General features: G+C 56.5%; 16 protein-coding genes. 12 read left to right on the top strand and 4 right to left on the bottom strand.

All coding sequences use genetic code 11. The features are described from left to right. The first annotated feature begins 35 nt into the window (after positions 1-35). Together EXW94_RS17005 and ybiJ are read left to right on the top strand one after the other, a co-directional pair. On the top strand, positions 36-302 hold the full coding sequence (locus EXW94_RS17005; protein ID WP_108415913.1) for a DksA/TraR family C4-type zinc finger protein: 267 nt from the start codon (positions 36-38) through the stop codon (positions 300-302). A gap of 285 nt (positions 303-587) precedes the next feature. Then, on the top strand, positions 588-848 hold the full coding sequence (ybiJ, locus tag EXW94_RS17000; protein ID WP_029485014.1) for a DUF1471 family protein YbiJ: 261 nt from the start codon (positions 588-590) through the stop codon (positions 846-848). A 113-nt stretch (positions 849-961) separates the two neighbouring features. On the opposite strand, the gene ybiB is transcribed toward ybiJ, so the two are convergent. Continuing rightward, positions 962-1,924 (bottom strand): DNA-binding protein YbiB, encoded by a 963-nt coding sequence (ybiB, locus tag EXW94_RS16995; RefSeq protein WP_174340596.1) that lies wholly within the window; start codon positions 1,922-1,924, stop codon positions 962-964. A gap of 256 nt (positions 1,925-2,180) precedes the next feature. Here ybiB and EXW94_RS16990 point away from each other — a divergent pair, with 256 nt between their 5' ends. The 5 genes from EXW94_RS16990 (at position 2,181) to EXW94_RS16970 (ending at position 7,551) form a co-directional block, all read left to right on the top strand. Next, positions 2,181-2,717 (top strand): fimbrial protein, encoded by a 537-nt coding sequence (locus EXW94_RS16990; RefSeq protein ID WP_120158391.1) that lies wholly within the window; start codon positions 2,181-2,183, stop codon positions 2,715-2,717. Between the two features lie 69 nt (positions 2,718-2,786). Further along, a complete protein-coding gene (locus EXW94_RS16985; RefSeq protein ID WP_174340595.1) occupies positions 2,787-3,461 on the top strand; it encodes a molecular chaperone in 675 nt (224 codons plus the stop codon). 27 nt (positions 3,462-3,488) lie between these two features. After that, the gene (locus tag EXW94_RS16980; protein WP_174340594.1) at positions 3,489-6,032 is read left to right on the top strand and encodes a fimbria/pilus outer membrane usher protein; all 2,544 of its coding nucleotides are present in this window, start codon (positions 3,489-3,491) and stop codon (positions 6,030-6,032) included. 21 nt (positions 6,033-6,053) lie between these two features. Then, positions 6,054-7,040, top strand: coding sequence for a fimbrial protein (locus EXW94_RS16975; protein ID WP_174340593.1), 987 nt, complete (start codon positions 6,054-6,056; stop codon positions 7,038-7,040). Between the two features lie 7 nt (positions 7,041-7,047). Then, positions 7,048-7,551 (top strand): fimbrial protein, encoded by a 504-nt coding sequence (locus EXW94_RS16970; protein WP_120158389.1) that lies wholly within the window; start codon positions 7,048-7,050, stop codon positions 7,549-7,551. On the opposite strand, the gene dinG is transcribed toward EXW94_RS16970, so the two are convergent. Beyond that, positions 7,538-9,715: an ATP-dependent DNA helicase DinG gene (gene dinG, locus EXW94_RS16965; RefSeq protein WP_174340592.1), complete on the bottom strand. Its 2,178-nt coding sequence runs from the start codon at positions 9,713-9,715 to the stop codon at positions 7,538-7,540. The genes EXW94_RS16970 and dinG overlap by 14 nt on opposite strands. A gap of 97 nt (positions 9,716-9,812) precedes the next feature. Continuing rightward, complete coding sequence (gene rhlE / locus EXW94_RS16960; protein WP_089598958.1) at positions 9,813-11,198, bottom strand: ATP-dependent RNA helicase RhlE; 1,386 nt, start codon at positions 11,196-11,198, stop codon at positions 9,813-9,815. 207 nt (positions 11,199-11,405) lie between these two features. Between rhlE and cecR the strand changes: the two genes are divergently transcribed. The 5 genes from cecR to EXW94_RS16935 are packed head-to-tail and all read left to right on the top strand — an operon-like array spanning position 11,406 to position 17,094. Then, positions 11,406-12,083, top strand: coding sequence for a transcriptional regulator CecR (cecR, locus tag EXW94_RS16955; protein WP_174340591.1), 678 nt, complete (start codon positions 11,406-11,408; stop codon positions 12,081-12,083). Then, positions 12,080-13,075 (top strand): secretion protein HlyD, encoded by a 996-nt coding sequence (gene hlyD / locus EXW94_RS16950; RefSeq protein WP_010428860.1) that lies wholly within the window; start codon positions 12,080-12,082, stop codon positions 13,073-13,075. Before cecR ends, hlyD begins: the two co-directional genes overlap by 4 nt. Continuing rightward, on the top strand, positions 13,068-14,807 hold the full coding sequence (locus tag EXW94_RS16945; RefSeq protein ID WP_174340590.1) for an ATP-binding cassette domain-containing protein: 1,740 nt from the start codon (positions 13,068-13,070) through the stop codon (positions 14,805-14,807). The genes hlyD and EXW94_RS16945 overlap by 8 nt, the downstream gene beginning before the upstream one ends. Next, complete coding sequence (locus tag EXW94_RS16940; RefSeq protein WP_089598954.1) at positions 14,797-15,930, top strand: ABC transporter permease; 1,134 nt, start codon at positions 14,797-14,799, stop codon at positions 15,928-15,930. The genes EXW94_RS16945 and EXW94_RS16940 overlap by 11 nt, the downstream gene beginning before the upstream one ends. A gap of 57 nt (positions 15,931-15,987) precedes the next feature. Next, a complete protein-coding gene (locus tag EXW94_RS16935; protein ID WP_042715003.1) occupies positions 15,988-17,094 on the top strand; it encodes an ABC transporter permease in 1,107 nt (368 codons plus the stop codon). On the opposite strand, the gene EXW94_RS16930 is transcribed toward EXW94_RS16935, so the two are convergent. Beyond that, positions 17,056-17,466: a YbhQ family protein gene (locus EXW94_RS16930; RefSeq protein WP_089598953.1), complete on the bottom strand. Its 411-nt coding sequence runs from the start codon at positions 17,464-17,466 to the stop codon at positions 17,056-17,058. The two genes, EXW94_RS16935 and EXW94_RS16930, sit on opposite strands and share 39 nt — an antisense overlap. Positions 17,467-17,475: the final 9 nt, after the last annotated feature.

The raw sequence follows: 17,475 nt of genomic DNA, 5'->3' as shown, positions 1-17,475 counted from the left end.
GTTATGAGTTTTATAAAACCAAACAGGAGAACGCCATGGCTTCCGGTTGGGCAAATGACGACGCCGTAAACGAACAGATCAACAGTACAATTGAAGATGCTGTAGCCCGCGCTCGCGGTGAATTACCACGCGGTAAAAGCCTGCAGGAATGTGAGGAGTGTGGCGACCCCATTCCCGAGGCGCGGCAAAAAGCCATCCCTGGAGTAAGGTTATGCATCACCTGCCAGCAGGAGAAAGATTCAAAAAACACTTCACATTCGGGATATAATCGCAGAGGATCGAAAGATAGCCAGTTACGTTGACTTTCCTTTACCTAAGTCAACGGAGCAAGTGAATACGTTTACGCTCACGAATTTTCGTATGTCGCGTAGCAAAATGTGCCCTTCATCTTCTCTCTGTAAAGCGCATCGATAAGAACTGTAAAGCGCCGCTCTGAATTTATTAATATTCAATAACTTATTTGTCATTCAATTTTTTTGATTGACCACGTCAATTCTCTTCGATTTTATCTCTTAAGAAAAACCGTGATACTTATCACATCGACGGAACATCGTCCCTTTATCAGAATAACCTGCGAGAGATTAATTATGAAAACCATCAAATATGCTGTAGCTGCTGTTGCCCTGTCTGCTCTGTCTTTCGGCGCTTTCGCTGTAGAGCCAGTGTCTTCTACTCAGGCACAGAACATGAACAAAGTGGGTGTGGTAAGTGCTGAAGGCGCAACCACGCTGGACGGTCTTGAAGCCAAACTGGCTGAGAAAGCTGCTGCTGCAGGCGCAAGCGGATACACCATCACCTCCGCTAACGGCAATAACAAACTGAGCGGCACTGCGGTTATCTACAAATAATCGAACGAATTATGCTCCACCCTCACCGTACCCTCTGGTGAGATGCTCCACCCTCATTGACCCTGTTGTTACCCTTTGTTTGCCCGTCCGCCACTGGACGGGCTTTTTTTTGCTTAAAACGACTGCGCCACGCGCTGCAGCCCGGCATCCACTGAGTCCACCTCGCCCGTCGCCAGCAAACAACAGGCCATTTGCAACCTGATGGCGTGCGGAACGGGGACATTGCCCGCCAGACACTCAACGATCCAGTGCGCGGTGGTGTGCGGATCTTTTGCCTGCGGCAGAACCACATCCCTGTTCTCTTCCCCTCGTTCAAGCACTGCACGCGAGCCAGCAGAATCAATCAACATGATTTGCGGGCAGCGCAGTGGGTTGGCATACACCTCTCCTTCCGTTCCGTGCATCAATAACGCCCGTCCGCCAATGTCCTCAAAGAACTTGCCAACACGCGTCACGTACTCCGGGTGCGATACGCTGGAAAGACGCAGAGCCGCGTCTTCACTAAACGGCGTGGCCAGTTTCGCCAGCGTGTGGGCACTGTTACGCACCCCCATACGCCAGCGCATTTCAAGCTGTTTTTCCAGCGGCGGGCAGAGCGCGCGTACCGGAATATAGACTGGCTGATGCCCGTCCAGCTTCGCCTGCGCCTGACCCGCATGCAGGGTCGGTTCGATACCCAGCAGCGCAAAGATCGTTTCCGTCAGCACGCGCGTTGGATCGTCGCTGACGCCATGTACGACAACCGGAAACCCAAGCTTGTTAAGCAAAATGGCCAGCAGCGGCGTCAGGTTCGCCTGCTTACGTGCCCCGTTATAGCTGGGAATAACAATCGGCATCGGCTTCGTAACGGGCGGCGTTAAGCGCATCGTTTTCGCCTGCATCGCGTCATAAAAACCGCGCATCTCGGCTTCACCTTCACCTTTAATACGCAGCGCGATCAGGATGCCGCCCAGCTCAAGTTCTGGCACGTCGCCGTTCAGCATATGGGTGTACAGCGCATGGGCCGTTTCCTGGTCCAGGTCACGGGCGTGATTTTTGCCTCGCCCTACCTCTTTGATAATTTTGCGATAATCCACGACTTCTCTCCTGACAGCATCATCTTATTAACAATATAGCCCTGAAGAACGCCTTGCCGTTAGTCTTTTATCTACGGAATCAACCTGCTGTTTTTATGACAAAAAATAAACTCAAGCAATTTTTCAATTATTTGTGATTTCTATAGAAGAATCTTATTCATATTTTTTTTGATTAAATAACCAGCGGAAAGTCATTAAAGGTCAACGGTGAAAACGTCCAGGCAACGTTCGCGCCAGAAACATACCAGGATTTATTATGAACAAGGTTGCTTTAGGTTTATTGATCGCCGCAGCGGTGGGATGTTCTGCATCCGCTTTTGCGGCAACAAACGGTGAAGGGCAGATTAACTTCACCGGTGAAATTATCGATTCGGCTTGTCAGGTTGTTAATGGGTTAAGCAACCCGTTAAACGTTCAGTTAGGTAAAGTCTCTAAAACGGTATTTTCCGGAACTGGCTCCACTAGCACATTAACCAAGTTTGATATTCAGTTAACTAATTGCCCGGAAACGGTCACCTCCGCAGCGATTAACTTCGGCGGGACCCCGGATTCAAATAACAATGCTGCGCTGGCGTTAACCCCTGATGTCGATGCGGCAACGGGTGTCGCTATTCAGCTGGTTGATTCTTCAGAACAACCGGTCAGCTTGTATACCCCGTCTCAGCAGTATCCATTAACCTCCGGCACGGCGGTTAACAACCTGGAGTTTGGTGCACGTTATATTCAAACGGGATCCGCGATCACCGCAGGCCCGGCTAACTCCGTATCGACCTTCACCGTTATTTATAACTGATCTTATCAATCCTGAGATATTAATGCTTTTGCGAGCATTAATATCTCATCTATTTATTGAGAAATCTTTATGCGCCATGGTTATTTACTGAGCACACTTTTACTGGTAGCCGCCACTGCACATGCAGGTGTTATTATTAATGGCACACGACTGGTTTACCAGGGAGATAAGAAGGAATCCTCTCTTGGTCTTTCAAATCCAGATGCGACGGATTATCTGGTGCAGTCCTGGGTTGATTCCGGCGGTAAAAACCTGGCCAAAGCCCCGTTCCTGATTACCCCACCGCTGTTCCGCCTTGATGCAAAAGAAGATAACGTGCTGCGCGTGGTGCGCACCGGCGGTAATTTGCCGGAAGATCGTGAATCCTTGTACTGGCTGAATATCAAAGCCATCCCGTCCTCAAAACACGTAGAAGGAATAAACACGCTACAAATTGCGATTAATACGCGCATTAAATTGCTGTATCGCCCGTCAACGGTTAAAGGCAACCCTGAAGAGGTCGCGGATAAGCTTGAATGGCATCGTGAAGGCAACGATCTGGTTGTTAATAACCCAACGCCTTTTTATATGAATTTCCAGAAGGTGACGCTGAACGGCCATAAAGTGGATAAAGCCACCTGGGCCGTTCCTAAAACTGAAACGCACTTTGCATTACCCGGCAATGTGAGTGGTTCAACCGTCGCGTATTCCATTATTACGGATTACGGCAGCATCAGCCAGACCTGGTCGAAATCAGTCCACTAATACCCCACGCAGACAATTATAATAATTATGTACAGCCATAAAAAGCCGTTCACCTGCCGAATTTCGTCACTGCTGGTCATTCTCTGTGGCCTGGCACTGGCGATCTTTGCGCAGCAGGTTATGGCTGATGATTATTTCAACCCGGCGCTGCTGGATATTGATAATCCGCAACAGGGTAAGACTGATCTCTCTGTATATGAAAAAGGGCCAGGGCAAGCACCGGGTAAATATCAGGTCGCTATTTTTATTAATAACAATAAAATTGATACCCGCAATGTCACCTTTACATTAGAAAAAAACGCCCACGGGAATAATTCACTCCAGCCCTGTTTCTCGCTTGAGGATTTAAAAAGCCTCGGCATTAAAACCCAAAAATACCCGCAGCTGATGGCAAAAGGCCAGTGCGCCGATTTAACCGCCATCCCGGCAGCCTCCGCGTCGTTTCACGTTCGCAATCAGCAACTGCTGCTCAGTATTCCACAGCTGGCCCTGGGCCAGGTTCCACGCGGCTATATCGACCCGAAAGAGTTCGACGAAGGGATCACCGCAGGGCTGCTCAATTACAGCGCCACCGCCAGCCAGAGCCACGCACGCCAGCAGGGTGAACAGGATAACAGCAGCCAGTACGTCAACCTGCGCCCTGGCTTTAACATCGGTGCCTGGCGCGTGCGGAACTATTCCACATGGAACCGCAGCACGACGGGCAAAGAAGAGCAGCAAAAATTCTCCTCCGTTTATACCTACGCCCAGCGCGATATCGCGGCGATGAAGAGCGACCTCACCGTCGGGCAAAGCTCTTCGCCTTCCGATGTTTTTGACAGCGTGCCTTATACCGGTGTGCAGCTTAACTCCGACAGCGACATGCTGCCGGACAGCGAAAAAGGCTTTGCGCCGATTATACGTGGCACTGCCCACAGCAATGCGCTGGTGATGGTTCGCCAGAACGGCTACGTCATTTATCAGAACACGGTTGCCCCCGGCGCGTTTGAAATTAACGATCTCTACCCCACCGGCAGCAGCGGCGATCTGCAGGTCACCGTGAAAGAGACCGACGGCAGCGAAAGCCATTTCGTGGTGCCGTATGCCTCCGTGCCGGTACTGCAGCGTGAAAAAAACCTGCGCTACAGCGTCACCGCCGGGCGGTACCGTTCTTACGACAAAGACGTCGAGAAGACGCCGTTTGCTCAAGGCAGCGCGATTTACGGCCTGCCCTATGGTTTCACCGCTTACGGCGGCGTACAGCAGAGCAGCCATTATCAGTCTCAGGCGCTCGGTGCCGGGAAAAACATGGGCGATTTAGGCGCATTCTCCATTGACGTGACCCGCGCGAAAGCCCTGCTGAAGAAGCAGCAGTCCAGCAAAGGCCAGTCCTGGCGCGTGCGCTACAGCAAAGATTTTGCCGGTTCGGGCACCAACTTCTCGCTCGCGGGCTATCGCTACAACAGTAAAGGGTTCTACACGCTCGAAGACACCATGGAGTCTTATACCCGCTCAGACGACTGGTCCGCCCCCCAGCAGCGCCGCGCCCGTACCGAAGCCACCATCGACCAGACGCTGCCCGAAGGCTGGGGATCCGTCACCCTGAGCCTGGTGAAAGAAACCTACTGGAGTCAGAGCCAGGACATGACCTCCATGAGCGTCAGCTACAACAACAGCTGGCACGGCGTGAGCTACAGCCTGAGCTACAGCATGAACAAAAACACCCACGACAGCGATGAAAACGGTGAAGAGGTGACGAACGACAACCAGTTCTCGCTGAACGTTTCCGTTCCGCTGGACCACTGGATGCATAACACCTGGGCCACCTACAACCTCAACAACACCAAAGACGGTACGACCCAGAATATCGGCCTGAACGGCACGGCGCTGAAGGAAGACAACCTGAACTGGAATATCCAGCAGGGACTGAGCAGCACCGGTAGCGGGAACTCGACCAGCATGAATGCTGATTACAAAGCGACCTACGGCGAGGTGAGCGCAGGCGTCAGTCAGGATAAGTATCAGCAGACCGTTAACGTTGGTTTGCAGGGCGGCGTCATTGCCCATGCCAACGGCATCACCCTGAGCCAGCCGCTGGGTGAAACCATCGCGCTGGTGAAAGCGCCCGGTACTCACGGGACGCATATCACTAACCAGACGGGCGTGGAGACCGATTTCCGCGGCTATACCGTCGTCCCGTTTGTGACCGCGTATCGCCATAACACCATCGCGCTGGATACCGAAACGCTGCCGGACAACGCCGACGTGACGCACGCGGCGCAGGTGGTGACCCCAACGCGCGGCGCCGTGGTGCGCGCCAGCTTTAACACCCGCGTGGGCAGTCGCGTGCTGATGACGCTCACCCACAACGGTAAACCGCTCCCCTTCGGCGCAACGGTGACCACGGACGATAAGGATAGCGAGTTTATTGTCGGTAACGACGGCCAAACCTATCTCTCTGGCCTGCCGCAGCAAGGGCATCTCGCCGTCTCCTGGGGGCAGGATGCGAGCGAGCATTGCGTCGCGGACTATGCGCTAACGGATGAGAAAGACAAATCCAGCATCATCAGCGCTGCGGCGCAGTGTCATTGATGCATCCATCAGGCAAATATTATGCAAATAATTAAACAGTGCTTCTTGTTACTGGTTCTGGGTACCACCGCGTTATTTATGCCGCATGCGAAAGCGACATGCACCACGCCGGATCTGCCCAAAATGATCAATGTGGCATCCATCTCCGTCCCAACGACGCTGGCGGTTGGCGAGACCATTCCCGGCACCGAACAAATCACCCATGTCGCCGGTCATTGCGATCAGGCTGCAGACAGCGCACAGGAAATTGTCTCTTGCTATTACGGCACTGGCGCGGAAATCCCGGGTCTGAAAGGGGTCTACGATTCTGGCGTACCAGGTGTCGGTGTTGCATTGATGAACGATCAGGGCCAACGCATCAGCGGAGCCGGAGGCGTTAACTGTATCTCTACGGGAACGCCTGTCGGTTATGTCTCCAGTGACGGCAATCTCTCTTTTAACTTTGACGTTACGCTTGAGCTGGTCAAAACCAGCGATACGGTGACGTCAGGCACGCTGAACCAAAGCCAGACCCGTTTTGGGATTGGTGTTTATCACCACGATGGCATCGGTGATCCAAACTCTGTCTCCTACGCAGGGAATATCAATGTCCAGCAGGTGACCTGCTCCGTCTCGCCAAAAAGCCTGACCGTGGTGCTGGGCGATTTTCCCGTGAGCCAGTTTTTCTCAACCGGCCTGCTCACCGACGAAAAGGACTTTAACGTCAGCCTGAACTGTAATACGACGGTTCAGCCGGAGCTGAAGATCAGCAGCGCGAACGGCTATGTCCCCGGCTACGAAGGGGTCATTAAGCTGACCCCGGAAAGCGGCGTGGCAACAGGGGTTGGCGTGTCTATTGTTGCCGATAACAGGGTTCCCGCTTTTGATGAGTACTTCACCACCTCAAGCCCCGCGAACGCCAACGAAACGCTAAACATTCCCTTCAAGGTACGCTACGAGCAGATAAGCGATACCGTCACGCCAGGACCGGCCAATACCGTCGCGACCATTACCGTTGCGTATAAGTAGGTTCACAATGAAGAGATATTTGATTTTCCTGACCCTCGGCCTGTTGGCTAACGCTTATGCGGAGGATATTCAGATAGAAATGACCGGCAACATTTACGCCAATACCTGCACGGTCGATAGCGCCAGCCAGAACCTGACGGTCAATCTGGGTCAGGCTGTCGCGGGTAATTTTAAGGACGTGGGGGATACCGGCGAGTGGAAAGCGTTTGATTTGACGCTCTCAAAATGCCCGTCAACCACCACGCTTGCGACGGCGACATTTATCGGCCAAGCCGACGGCGCGCACCCGAATAAATTCGCTAACACCGGCACGGCCAGTGGGCTGGCGCTGGAGCTGGCCGATCGTCCGGATAAGATTTTAATCGCCCCACAGGCAAGCTTCAGCGTTCTGGTGAATCAGGACGATCATACCGCTGATTTCCCGCTTTCTGCCCGCTATTACGCCACCGCCCTGCCCGTTACCGCCGGCACATTCAGCAGCGTCGTTCAGGTCACGTTTATTTACCAGTAGGACCGCGCCTCTTAGCACGGATGCTTTTTGTACGCCCGGCAGAGGATTTTGCCGGGCGTTTTTTTACTTCCGGCACATCCGGTTGTTCAATCGGGAAAACGGGCAGCGCGTTCAGCAGCCGCTGACCGTAGTTTTTAGTGAGTAAACGCTTGTCATAAATCACCACCTCTCCCCAGCAGCCGTGGCTACGAATCAGACGCCCGACCTGTTGAATAAGGTTGAACGATGCCGCAGGTAAACTCTGCACCTCAAACGGATAGCGGTTGAGGCTTTTCAGCCACTCCCCTTCGGTGATCACCACCGGGCTGTCGATAGGCGGGAAAGCGATTTTATGGATGTGTACCTGCGTCAGGTAGTCCCCTTTCAAATCCAGACCTTCAGCAAACGACTGTAACCCCACCAGCACGCTACGTTCACCGTTATCGATGCGCTTGCGGTGGGTTTCGACCAGCCGGTAGCGAGGCTGATCGCCCTGCACGAGCAGGAGTAAACGCAGGTCGGTGACGTGCTCCAGGAAGCGCTGCATCGCGCGCCCGCTGGCAAACAGCACCAGCATGCCGGGGTACTTTTTACTCTCGACCTGTTCGCGGAAGTAGGCCGCCATCTCCGCAATATGCTGCTCTTCGTTGTCGATGAGCGGCTCGAATTTCATGCGCGGAATGACCAACTTGCCCTGCTCGCAGTGGTTAAACGGCGAGTCCAGCGCCACGAAACGGTCGCCCGCTTTCTCTTTTAGGCCGCTCATCTCCTGCAAACGAGAAAAACTGTTCAGGGAGCGCAGCGTGGCAGAGGTGACAACCACGTGCGGCACGCTGCGCCAGATCAGCTTTTCCAGCTGATCGGCCACGCGGATGCCCACGCAGTGGAAAAAGAGGTGCACCTGCCCGTCCCGCTCTTCGCGGGTGGCCCATTTGGTGACCGGCGCGCCGGACGCCTGCGCCATCGAGGCCAGCCGCCAGAGCTTGCTCTGCGCTTCAAACATCCCCAGCGCGCGGTTCATCTGCAGCAGAATGCGGTGCAGACGCACCACGTCGTGGGTGCCGGTTTTCTCGCTCAGATCGTTCAGGAACATCTCCGCCAGCCCGCGCAGTTTTTCCAGATGCTTCGCCAGCTGCTGGCAGATCTCCATCACCTCTTCCGGTAGCTCACCCATCGCAAAGCGGTGTTCAGCTTCCTGGGTTGCCGGAAGATAAAGATTCAAAATGTTGTTGAGCGACGAGATCAGGCCGTAGACCTCTTCGCAGTGGTCGCTCAGCCGCTCGGGCACCGCCAGCGGCGGCGTGGTTTTCGGGCGAAACTGCTCCATGCAGGTGGCAATCAGCTTGCAGAACAGATCCAGCTGCAGGCGGAACCACGGCGCGGTAATTTCGGCGCTCATCTCCAGCGCGTCCCGCGCCACGTCCGGCAAATGGTGGCCTTCATCAAGCACCAGCAGCAGGTTTTTGGGCTCCGGCAGCACCGCTTCGCTCTCGAGCGCGGCCATCACCAGCGCGTGGTTAGCCACCACCACTTCCGCCTCCTGAATTTCCCGCCGGGCGACGAAGAACGGGCACTCGCGGTAGTAGTGGCAGTTGCGGTTCAGGCAGCTCGCTTTGTCGGTGCTGAGCCTGCGCCATAAATCGTCGCTGATGGCCTTATCAGTATGATCGCGCAGGCCATCCCACTTATAGCCGTCAAGATCGATCTTGAGCGTGGCGCAGAGCTCCTGCTCGGCTTTGTTGTTCGGCGTGAGATCGTCGTCGAGGAAGGCCAGCAGATCCTGCTGCGTCGCCTCGCTGCTGGCCAGCCCCGCCAGGTTACGCGGGCACACGTAACGCCCGCGCCCAAAGGCCGCCGTAAACCGCAGGTCGGGGATGATTTTGCGCAGTAGCGGTAAATCTTTGCTGAAGATCTGATCCTGCAGCGCCACGTTGGCGGTGCTGACCACCAGCGTTTTGTCCTCTTCCCGCGCGATCGCGATGCCGGGAATAAGGTATGACAAGGTTTTCCCGACGCCGGTCGGGGCTTCAATCGCCAGATGTCGCCCGTCGTCCCCGGCGAGCGTTTTGGCCACGTCAGCAATCATCTGCCGCTGCGGCGCTCGGGGGATAAAGTCGGGGATCTGCTGTTGTAGCGCCTTATACCATGCGCCAATTTGCGCCTTGAGCGCAGCGGTTAAAGCCATTGGAAAACCTGAAATACTGTATAAACAGCCACTATTGTGGCACTTTCTCTTCGCTGCCGCAAAAAGAAAAGCCCGGCTTTACGACCGGGCTTCCAGATTACTGCGGGTTAGCAGGCTTGCGCGGGCGGCGTCGACGCTGCCCTTCCCCTGCCGGTTTCCCTTCGCCGCTGCGCCACGGGTTTTCACCCGCCGGTTTGCTGTCGTTGTTACGACGCGGCGGTTTGCCGGATGATTTCGGTGCGCCACCTTCTGCACGACGCGGCTGCTGACCGCGACCGCCACCACCCTGACCACGTCCACCGCCGCCCTGACGACCGTTCTGAATCGGCTCGGCTTTGATCGACGGGTCCACTTCGTAGCCCGGGGTTTCAATGCGCGGGATCTCTTTCTTCAGCAGACGTTCGATGTCGCGCAGCAGCTTGTGTTCATCCACGCAGACCAGAGAAAGCGCTTCACCGGTTGCCGCCGCTCGGCCGGTACGACCGATACGGTGAACGTAGTCTTCCGGCACGTTTGGCAGCTCGTAGTTCACCACGTGCGGCAGCTCTTCGATATCCAGGCCACGGGCGGCAATATCGGTCGCCACCAGCACGCGGATGTCGCCGGATTTGAAGTCCGCCAGCGCACGGGTACGCGCGCCCTGGCTCTTGTTACCGTGGATCGCCGCGCTGCGGATACCGTCTTTATTCAGCTGTTCCGCCAGGTGGTTGGCACCATGTTTGGTGCGGGTAAAGACCAGCACCTGCTGCCAGTTGCCCTGACCGATCATCTGGGAGAGCAGTTCCCGCTTGCGCTTTTTATCAACAAAGTGAACGTGCTGCGTCACCTGCTCAGAGGCGGTGTTGCGACGCGCCACTTCCACTTCCAGCGGGTTATGCAGCAGCTTTTCCGCCAGCGCCTTGATCTCGTCGGAGAAGGTCGCGGAGAAGAGCAGGTTCTGACGGCGCGCAGGCAGCTTAGCCAGCACGCGACGAATATCGTGGATGAAGCCCATGTCGAGCATGCGGTCGGCTTCGTCCAGTACCAGAATTTCAACCTGATCCAGCTTAACCGCGTTCTGGTGTTCCAGATCCAGCAGGCGGCCCGGCGTTGCCACCAGCACGTCCACGCCGCCGCGCAGCTTCATCATCTGTGGGTTGATGCTGACGCCACCGAAAACCACCAGCGAGCGAATGTTGAGATAGCGGCTGTAGTCACGCACGTTCTCACCAATCTGCGCGGCCAGCTCACGAGTAGGTGTCAGGATCAGGGCACGAACCGGACGACGGCTTTTGGCGTGCGGCTGGTTTTTTACCAGCAGTTCCAGCAGCGGCAGGGTAAAGCCCGCGGTTTTACCGGTGCCGGTCTGGGCGCTGGCCATCAGGTCACGACCCTGAAGCACGGCGGGGATCGCCTGCTGCTGGATTGGGGTTGGCTCAACGTAGCCCTGTTCTGCGATCGCGCGCAGAATTTCCGGGTTCAGGCCAAGGGAATCAAAAGACATAAAAACTCCGAACCGCCCCGACCATCACAGGTGTAGTTTTCAGGGAGATATAACGAATAGGGGAGGACAAAAACCACAATGTCGCGAAGGGGCGGAGTGTAGCAGCTTTTGTGACGTGGCGCATAAAATATCCCTCAACATTCCCTCGACGGGAGAGTGAATCAGACATAATCTTAATCAATCGATTGATTAATTTTTAATGCCGTCATGAATACGACACCCACAACAACCAAAGGTGAACAGGCCAAAAGCCAGCTTATCGCCGCCGCGCTGGCGCAGTTTGGTGAGTACGGGCTGCACGCGACCACGCGCGATATTGCCGCGCTGGCCGGGCAGAATATTGCGGCCATTACCTACTATTTTGGCTCAAAAGAGGATTTATATCTCGCCTGTGCCGAGTGGATCGCCGATTTTATCGGCACGCAGTTTCACCCGCAGGTGGAAGAGGCCACCGCGCTGCTCGGCCAGCCGTCGCCCGATCGCGCCGCCGTTCGCCAGCTTATTCTCAACGCCTGTCATAATATGATCCGCCTGCTGACGCACGACGATACGCTGAACCTGAGCAAGTTTATTTCCCGCGAGCAGCTCTCCCCTACGGCTGCTTACCAGCGGGTACACGATCGGGTGATCGCGCCGATGCACTCGCACCTGACCCGGCTTATCGCGGCCTATACCGGACGCGATGCACGCGACACCGAAATGATTTTGCATACCCATGCCCTGTTGGGCGAAGTGCTCGCCTTCCGTCTGGGGCGGGAGACCATCCTGTTACGTACGGGCTGGACACAATTTGATGAGGATAAAGCCGAGCAGATTAGCAAGGTGATCGCCTGTCACGTCGATCTGATCCTGCAAGGCTTAACGCAAAGGAGCCTGAAGTCATGAAAAAACCTGTCGCCATCGTTCTGGTGGTTGTTGTGTTGCTTGCTGCTGGAATAGGTGGCTGGCTGTGGTATCAGAGCCAGCAGGATAAAGGCCTGACGCTGTACGGTAACGTGGATATTCGCACGGTGAACATGAGCTTCCGCGTCGGCGGACGTCTCGCCTCGCTGAGCGTTGACGAAGGCGATGCCATCAAAAGCGGGCAGACGCTGGGGATGCTGGATAAAGCGCCCTACGAGAACGCGCTGATGCAGGCCAAAGCGGGCGTATCCGTGGCTCAGGCGCAGTATGACCTGATGCTGGCAGGCTACCGCGATGAAGAGATCGCCCAGGCCGCCGCCGCCGTTAAGCAGGCGAAAGCCGCCTATGACTACGCGCAGAACTTCTACGCGCGCCAGCAGGGGCTGTGGAAAAGCCGCACCATTTCCGCTAACGATCTGGAAAATGCGCGCTCGTCCCGTGACCAGGCGCAGGCGACGCTGAAATCCGCACAGGATAAATTAAGCCAGTACCGCACCGGTAACCGCGCGCAGGATATTGCCCAGGCGAAAGCCAGCCTTGAACAGGCACAGGCGCAGCTGGCCCAGGCGGAGCTGGACCTGCGCGACACCACGTTAATCGCCCCGTCCGACGGCACGCTGATGACCCGCGCCGTGGAGCCGGGCAGCATGCTCAGCGCGGGCAGCACCGTCTTAACGCTCTCCCTGACCCGCCCGGTGTGGGTACGCGCTTACATTGACGAGCCGAACCTCGGGCAGATGCAGCCGGGCCGCGAATTGCTGCTCTATACCGATGGTCGCCCGGACAAGCCGTATCACGGCAAAGTGGGCTTTGTCTCCCCTACCGCCGAATTCACCCCGAAAACGGTTGAAACACCGGACTTGCGAACCGACCTGGTGTATCGCCTGCGCATCATCGTCACCGATGCGGACGACGCGCTGCGTCAGGGTATGCCCGTAACCGTAACAGTCAGCGACGGGGAACGACATGAATGACGCGGTTATCCAGCTCACCAATCTGGTCAAACGCTTTAAGGGAATGGACAAACCGGCCGTCGCGCCGCTGAACTGCACCATCCAGAAAGGCTACGTGACCGGGCTGGTCGGTCCGGACGGCGCGGGGAAAACTACGCTGATGCGGATGCTGGCGGGGTTGCTCAAGCCGGATGAAGGTACGGCCAGCGTGCTCGGTCTTGACCCGATAAAAGACGACGGTGCGCTCCACGCCATGCTCGGCTATATGCCACAGAAGTTTGGCCTGTATGAAGACCTGACGGTGATGGAAAACCTGAACCTGTACGCCGATCTGCGCAGCGTCACCGGCGAAACGCGGCAGAAAACCTTCGCCCGCCTGCTGGAGTTTACCTCCCTCGGCCCGTTCACCGACCGGTTGGCTGGCAAGCTCTCCGGCGGGATGAAGCAGAAGCTGGGGCTGGCCTGTACGCTGGTCGGCGAGCCAAAGGTGCTGCTGCTGGATGAGCCCGGCGTGGGCGTTGACCCGATTTCTCGCCGTGAATTGTGGCAGATGGTGCACGAACTGGCGGGTGATGGGATGCTGATCCTCTGGAGCACCTCTTACCTCGACGAAGCGGAACAGTGCCGGGATGTGCTGCTGATGAACGAAGGCGAACTGCTTTATCAGGGCGAGCCGACGACGCTGACGCTGAGCATGGCCGGGCGCAGCTTCCTGCTGCATAGCCCGCAGGAGTCCAACCGCAGGCTGCTGCAGCGGGTTCTCAGGCTGCCGCAGGTGAGCGACGGGATGATCCAGGGCCGCTCGGTGCGCATTATTCTCAAAAAAGAGGCCACCGTCGACGATATTCGCCGCGCGCCCGGCATGCCTGAGATCGAGATGGAAGAGACCGCGCCGCGCTTTGAGGACGCGTTTATCGACCTGCTGGGCGGCGCGGGTACGTCAGAGTCGCCACTTGCCGCCATTCTGCATACGGTGGAAGGCACGCCGGGCGAAACGGTGATCGAAGCCAAATCGCTCACCAAAAAGTTCGGGGATTTCGCCGCGACCGATAACGTCAATTTCGCGGTAAAACGCGGCGAGATTTTTGGCCTGCTTGGACCAAACGGCGCGGGAAAATCGACAACCTTTAAGATGATGTGCGGCCTGCTGGTGCCGACATCCGGCAAGGCACTGGTGCTGGATATGGATCTGAAGGTCAGCTCCGGCAAGGCGCGCCAGCATCTCGGGTATATGGCGCAGAAGTTTTCGCTGTACGGCAACCTGACGGTCGAGCAGAATCTGCGCTTTTTCTCCGGCGTGTACGGCCTGCGCGGGCGGGCGCAGAACGAAAAAATCCGCCGCATGAGCGACGCCTTCGCGTTAACCAACATTGCCTCCCACGCCACCGACGAGCTGCCGCTCGGCTTTAAGCAGCGGCTGGCGCTGGCCTGCTCGCTGATGCACGAGCCGGATATTCTGTTTCTGGATGAACCGACATCCGGGGTGGATCCCATTACCCGCCGCGAGTTCTGGCTGCACATCAACAGCATGGTGGAAAAAGGGGTGACCGTGATGGTGACCACCCACTTCATGGACGAGGCGGAGTACTGCGACCGCATCGGGCTGGTCTATCGCGGCAAGCTGATTGCCCACGGCACGCCGGACGACCTGAAAAACCAGGCCGCCGACGACGCACAGCCAGACCCGACCATGGAGCAGGCGTTTATCACCCTCATCCACGACTGGGATAAGGAGAATGCCCATGCACAGTAATGCGATTTCATGGCGCAGGGTGCGTGCGCTATGCATTAAAGAGACGCGGCAGATCGTGCGTGACCCCAGCAGTTGGCTGATTGCGGTGGTGATCCCCCTGCTGCTGCTGTTTATCTTTGGCTACGGCATTAACCTGGACTCCAGCAAGCTGCGGGTCGGGATTTTGCTGGAGCAGCAGAGCGAGGAGGCGCTGGACTTCACTCATGCCATGACCGGCTCGCCCTACATTGACGCCACCATCAGCGACAACCGGCAGGAGTTGATCCAGAAAATGCAGGCGGGGAAAATTCGCGGTCTGATCGTCATTCCGGTGGATTTCGCCGCCAATATGGCGCGCGCTGAAACCGATGCGCCGATCCAGGTAATCACCGACGGCAGCGAGCCGAACACCGCGAACTTCGTGCAGGGCTACGCGGAGGGGATCTGGCAGCTCTGGCAGATGCAGCGCGCCGAAGACCGGGGTGAGGAGTTTGAGCCGCTGATCGATGTGCAGACGCGCTACTGGTTTAACCCCGCCGCCATCAGCCAGCACTTTATTATTCCGGGCGCGGTGACCATCATCATGACGGTAATCGGCGCGATACTGACCTCGCTGGTGATCGCCCGTGAGTGGGAGCGCGGCACCATGGAGGCGCTGCTCTCTACCGAAGTCACGCGCGTCGAGCTGCTACTGTGCAAGCTCATCCCCTACTACTTCCTCGGCATGCTGGCGATGCTGCTCTGTATGCTTGTCGCAGTCTTTATCCTCGGCGTGCCGTATCGCGGCTCGCTTGTCGTGCTGTTCTTTATCACCAGCCTGTTTTTACTCAGCACGCTTGGGATGGGGCTGCTCATCTCCACCATCACCCGTAACCAGTTTAACGCCGCGCAGGTGGCCCTCAACGCCGCCTTTTTACCGTCTATTATGCTGTCCGGGTTTATCTTTCAGATAGACAGTATGCCTGCGGTGATCCGCGCCGTGACCTATGTTATTCCGGCTCGCTACTTTGTGAGCACGCTGCAAAGCCTGTTCCTGGCGGGGAATATTCCGGTGGTGCTGATTATCAACACCCTGTTTTTGATGGCGTCGGCGGTGATGTTTATCGGGTTGACGTGGATGAAAACGAAAAGAAGATTAGATTAGCCAACGGAATTTGTAGGTCGGGTAAGCGCAAGCGCCACCCGACAGGAGGACGATGCAATGTTTCACCGTTTATGGACGTTAATACGCAAAGAACTGCAATCCCTGCTGCGCGAGCCGCAAACCCGCGCCATTCTGGTTTTGCCGGTGCTGATCCAGGTTTTACTGTTCCCGTTTGCCGCCACCCTTGAGGTGACCAACGCCACCATTGCCATTTACAACGAAGACAACGGCAAACATTCCGTCGAGCTAACGCAGCGCTTTGCCCGCGCGAAGGCCTTTACTCACATCCTGCTGCTGAAAAGCCCGCAGGCGATCCAGCCCACCATCGACACGCAAAAAGCGCTGCTGCTGGTGCGGTTCCCGGCGGATTTCTCCCGCAATCTGGATACCTTCCAGACCGCGCCGATGCAGCTGATCCTCGACGGGCGTAACTCCAACAGCGCCCAGATCGCAGCGAACTATCTACAGCAGGTGGTGAAGGATTACCAGCAGGAGCTGATGGAGGGCAAACCGAAGCCTAACAACAGCGAGCTGGTAGTGCGCAACTGGTACAACCCGAATCTGGACTATAAGTGGTTCGTGGTGCCGTCGCTGATCGCCATGATCACGACCATCGGGGTGATGATCGTCACCTCCCTGTCCGTCGCCCGCGAGCGCGAACAGGGCACGCTGGACCAGCTGCTGGTCTCCCCGCTCGCCACCTGGCAGATTTTCGTCGGCAAAGCGGTTCCGGCGCTGATTGTCGCGACCTTCCAGGCCACCATCGTGCTGGGAGTAGGTATTTGGGCCTACCAGATCCCGTTCGCCGGTTCGCTGGCGCTGTTTTACTTCACGATGGTGATTTACGGGCTGTCGCTGGTGGGGTTTGGACTGCTGATCTCGGCGCTCTGCTCGACGCAGCAGCAGGCATTTATCGGGGTATTCGTCTTTATGATGCCCGCAATTTTGCTCTCGGGTTATGTTTCCCCCGTCGAGAATATGCCGGTGTGGCTACAGGATCTGACGTGGGTAAACCCGATTCGGCACTTTACGGACATCACCAAGCAAATCTATCTGAAGGATGCGAGCCTGGACATTGTCTGGGGAAGTTTGTGGCCGCTACTGGTTATCGCGGCCACGACGGGATCAGTGGCGTACGCGATGTTTAGACGCAACATTGCGTAGCTTTTTCTCTTTGGTGAGTAAAGAGACAACCGCAGGCCCTGCGAGGATTGCCAGACCCGCCAGGGCCAGCAGCAGGTTGTTTTGCAGCACGCGCGACAGCAGCCAAAGCACAATCATCGCGGCACCAAAATACCAGGTGGTGGTGAGCTCTTCGAGCACATCACCCACTTCACGCCAGCGCGCTTCATGGTGGCGCTGTAAGAACAGCATCGACAGCACGGTGACGCCGTAAAGCACGCATAGCCCCAGACCAACATGCACCAGCGTGCCGCTCATCCAGCCCATCACCAGTACGGCCACGACCAGTAAATGCAACATTATCTGCCAGCAACTCAAACCCGTTGCGACACGAACACGTTGTTGCCACTTCATGGCTTCTCT

Source organism: Enterobacter sp. JMULE2, assembly GCF_013337145.1.
Lineage (GTDB): Bacteria > Pseudomonadota > Gammaproteobacteria > Enterobacterales > Enterobacteriaceae > Enterobacter > Enterobacter mori.
This window is presented reverse-complemented; position numbering and strand designations above follow the sequence as displayed.